Origin of the sequence: Streptomyces sp. MZ04 (assembly GCF_004684775.1) — a bacterium.
Classification (GTDB): Bacteria; Actinomycetota; Actinomycetes; order Streptomycetales; family Streptomycetaceae; genus Streptomyces.
Genome location: NZ_SRIC01000462.1, coordinates 1 through 3940, shown reverse-complemented (window position 1 = coordinate 3940; position 3940 = coordinate 1). Strand labels below are relative to the sequence as shown.

The window sequence follows — 3940 nt, the reverse complement described above, 5'->3', positions numbered from 1 at the left end:
GTGGCCACCCCTCGACCCCTCGAGCCGCCCACCGCCGCCTGTGTCAGTGCGCCGGACGGAACAGCGGCGGGGTTGAGGCGGGCGAAGGCTTCCCGGCGCTCGTGCGGGAAGTGCGGGTTGCGGGTAGGGGGCCGGGCGGTGGCCGGGCGCGGCTCACTGTCCGCACGGTGCGCGGCACAGGCGACCGAGGTCCCGAGGACGGCCAAGAGCACCACAGTGCGAGCCGGGGAGCTGCAGCGCGCATCATCTCCCTTACTCCCGCTGAGTCCGCGAACAGCGAGCGGACGCAGCCAGGTTGTCGGCGACGGCACGGGCGGGGCCCCTGCGACGACCGGATACAGTGCGCGCTTCGGCAGTCTGGTTACTTGAGGAGGGGAAGCGTGACCGACACCAGCGAAGCCCGATCCGCGGACGGTGCGGCGGCGCATGCGACCGAGCAGAGCCGACTGCGCCGGCTGATGCGCTACATCCCTTTGATCGCCCCCGTCCTGCTGTGGACCGTGCCCGGCTGGGTGCTGCTGCACGCCGGCCAGCACTGGCCGCTCCCCGTGGCGCTGGGCGGCACCGCCCTGTTCGTCCTCGGTCTGATCGGTATGCCGCTCGCGATGATGCGCGGCCACGGCCGGCGGCAGCAGGACCGGGCGGCGATCATCGGGGACACCCTCCTTGGGGCCGGCTGGGTCCTGTTCACCTGGTCCGTCCTGCTCGGCGTCCTGCTGCGCCTCGCCCTGACCGTGGCCGACGTAGGCGACGGCCAGAGCCGGGCCCGGATCGTCACCTGGGCGGTCCTCGGCGTAGCCGCCGTGCTGCTCGCCTGGGGGTACGCCGAGGCCCGCCGGGTGCCACGGGTGCGTAAGCTCGACGTACAACTCCCGCGCCTGGGCGCCGGATTGGACGGCACCCGCGTCGTCCTCATCACCGACACCCACTACGGCCCACTCGACCGCGCCCGCTGGTCGGCGCGGGTCTGCGAGACGGTCAACACCCTGGAAGCCGACCTGGTCTGCCACACCGGCGACATAGCGGACGGCACGGCCGAACGCCGCCGCGCCCAGGCCGCTCCGCTCGGCACCGTGCGAGCCACCCGGGCCCGGGTCTACGTCACCGGAAACCACGAGTACTACAGCCAGGCCCAGGGCTGGGTCGACCTGATGGACGAGCTGGGCTGGGAGCCGCTGCGCAACCGCCATCTGCTGCTCGAACGCGGCGGCGACACCCTCGTGGTCGCCGGCGTGGACGACGTCACCGCCGAATCCTCCGGCCTGGCCGGTCACGGCGCCCACCTCGCCGGGGCCCTGAACGGCGCCGACCCCGACCTGCCCGTCCTGCTCCTGGCCCACCAGCCCAAGTTCGTCGACCGGGCCGCGGCAGGCGGCATCGATCTCCAGCTCTCCGGCCACACCCACGGCGGCCAGATCTGGCCCTTCCACCACCTCGTCCGCATCGACCAGCCCGCCCTCGCCGGCCTCAGCCGCCACGGCACCCGCACCCTCCTCTACACCAGCCGCGGCACCGGATTCTGGGGCCCGCCGTTCCGCGTCTTCGCCCCCAGCGAGATCACCCTGCTCGTACTCCGCTCCCCACAGCGGCCCCCCTCGCCGTAGCACGTGGATGATCTCCCGGGCCGCGTAGCGTTTGTGGCAGCGGACGATTTCGCGTCGGGTCTTGCCCGAGGACCGCTCGACCGGGCTGGCCCACCTGCTGATCACCGGGCGGAACGACACCTCCAAGCCCTGCTGGGTCGCCGAAGCACGCCGCACAGGCTCTGGCGCTCGCCCTGCGCGACGAGACCGGCCACACGAACCCGGGCGTCTCGCTGAACGTGTACGACGAGACGGGCCCCGCGTCGACTTACCAGTGGACCAGCGCGGACATCCTGAACTGGAACACGTCCAAGAGAAGGGGGTGCTGTGGGTGCGGGTTTGACCAGATTGCCGACTTCCTGGCCTGACCGGATTGTCCAAGCAACTACCGTCGCCCTATGGAGCAACTCGGCGGGATCGGCGCAGTCCTCATCGACATCGACGGAGTGCTCGCGGTGTCCTGGGAGCCTCTCCCCGGCGCCGTCGCGGCCATGGAGCGGCTGCGCGCCGCGGGTCTCCCGCTCGCCCTGGTCACCAACACGACCTCGCGCACACGCGCCTCGGTCTGCGCACGCCTCGTGGAGGCGGGGTTCCCTGTCACGGTCGACGACATCCTCACGGCCCCCGCCGTCACGGCCGCCCATCTGCGCGAGCACCATCCGGGCGCGCGCTGCCTGCTGCTCAACGCCGGTGACATTCGGGATGACCTGGCCGGCGTGGCACTCGTCGACGAGTACGCGGGAGCAGATGCCGAAGTGGACGTCGTCGTGGTCGGGGGTGCGGGCGACGAGTTCGGCTATGCGGCCCTCAACCGCGTCTTCCATCACCTGCAACGAGGAGCACGCCTCGTGGCCATGCACCGCAGCCTCTACTGGCGCACCGCCGACGGCCTCGACCTCGACACGGGTGCCTTCCTCCTCGGTCTCGAACGGGCCGCGCGGGTCGAGGCGACCATCACCGGCAAACCGTCCGAGGCCTTCTTCACCGCCGCGCTCGCCCACCTGGGCGCCGAGCCGTCCACCACACTCATGATCGGCGACGACATCGAGTCCGACGTGCTCGCCGCCCAGCGCAGCGGCGTCACCGGCGTACTCGTCAAGACCGGCAAGTACCTTCCGGAGACGCACCGGTCGGCCACCGGCACACCGGACCATGTACTCGACTCCTTCGCCGCACTCCCCCACCTCCTCGAACGCCTGGCCTCGGGCCCTCAGTGAGACTCACCGCTCCCCGAAAGGAACCGCTCATGCCGTCCGGAACCGTGCCGCCGCCGTACATCGACGCCGAGACGCTGTCCCGACTCGTCCCCATGTCCACGGCGATCGAGGCGGTGGAGGCCGTCCTGAAGACAGAGCTGGACCCGGAGGGGGAACCGCCCCGAGGAGTGGTCGACATCCCGGGCGGACAACTCCTCCTGATGCCGTCCGCCACCACCTCGTACACAGGCGTGAAGATCGCCACGGTCACCCCTTCCAACGCGGCACGCGACCTGCCTCGCGTCCAGGGCATGTACGCACTCCTGGACGGCGTGACGCACACGCCGCGAGCCCTCATGGACGGCATCGCCCTGACGTCCCTGCGGACTCCCGCCGTATCGGGCGCCGCGATCAAGTACCTGGCGGTGCCGGAAGCGCGCCGCCTGCTCGTCTTCGGCACCGGCCCGCAGGCCTGGGGGCACGTGGAGGCGGTCCGGGCGGTGCGGCCGACCCTGGAGCATGTCGATGTGGTCGCGCGGACCCCGGAGCGGGTGACGGCCTTCGTCGAGCGCTGCCGCGCCGCGGGCCTCTCGGCATCGGCCGCCACCGCGGCGGACGTCGCGTCGGCCGACGTGATCTGCTGCTGCACGACGGCGCGCACCCCCCTCTTCGACAGCACCCTCTTGGCGGACCACGCGACGGTCGCGGCGGTGGGCTCGCACGAACCGGACGCCCGCGAGGTCGACGAGGGCCTCCTGGCCCGCGGTTCGGTGGTGGCGGAGTCCCGCGCGGTGGCACTGCGGGAGTGCGGCGACATCGTCCTGGCGGTCGAGGCGGGTGCCTTCGACGTGTCACGGCTGCGGACGCTGGCCGAATTGGTGCGGGGCGAGATCGCTGTCCCCGGCGGCCGGCCCCGCCTGTTCAAGTCGGCGGGGATGGCTTGGGAGGACCTTGGGGTGGCGGTGAGTGTGTACGAGGGGTGGGCCGCCCTCGATTCGACCGCCGTATAAGCCGCCCGCTCACACCACCCGCACAGCGTGCCGCACCACCGCGTCGAACAGATACCCCTGCGTGTTGTGCACCGTCGCCTCCGGCTGGGTGCGGCCTGTGGTGTCTGTCGCGCGGGCCAGGAGGGTGGTCGGGCCGGGGGCTGTCTCGTAT

Annotated in this window: 4 protein-coding genes and 1 pseudogene; 3 read left to right on the top strand and 2 right to left on the bottom strand. The window is 71.8% G+C overall.

The features are described from left to right. Nucleotides 1-206, bottom strand: a 206-nt coding sequence (locus E2651_RS44895; RefSeq protein ID WP_209446385.1) for a hypothetical protein, incomplete at its 3' end; no start/stop codon positions are given. A 174-nt stretch (nucleotides 207-380) separates the two neighbouring features. Between E2651_RS44895 and E2651_RS41805 the strand changes: the two genes are divergently transcribed. From E2651_RS41805 to E2651_RS41795, 3 genes are all read left to right on the top strand, one after another. Then, nucleotides 381-1604 carry a metallophosphoesterase gene (locus E2651_RS41805; protein WP_135336495.1) on the top strand — a complete coding sequence of 408 codons (1224 nt, stop codon included), beginning with the start codon at nucleotides 381-383 and terminating at the stop codon, nucleotides 1602-1604. 377 nt (nucleotides 1605-1981) lie between these two features. Further along, nucleotides 1982-2800 (top strand): HAD-IIA family hydrolase, encoded by an 819-nt coding sequence (locus E2651_RS41800; protein ID WP_135336494.1) that lies wholly within the window; start codon nucleotides 1982-1984, stop codon nucleotides 2798-2800. A 29-nt stretch (nucleotides 2801-2829) separates the two neighbouring features. Further along, nucleotides 2830-3789 carry an ornithine cyclodeaminase family protein gene (locus tag E2651_RS41795; RefSeq protein ID WP_135336493.1) on the top strand — a complete coding sequence of 320 codons (960 nt, stop codon included), beginning with the start codon at nucleotides 2830-2832 and terminating at the stop codon, nucleotides 3787-3789. Nucleotides 3790-3798: 9 nt separating this feature from the next. On the opposite strand, the pseudogene E2651_RS45835 reads toward E2651_RS41795, so the two are convergent. Next, a pseudogene (locus E2651_RS45835) lies at nucleotides 3799-3940 on the bottom strand (sulfite oxidase); the annotation flags it as partial.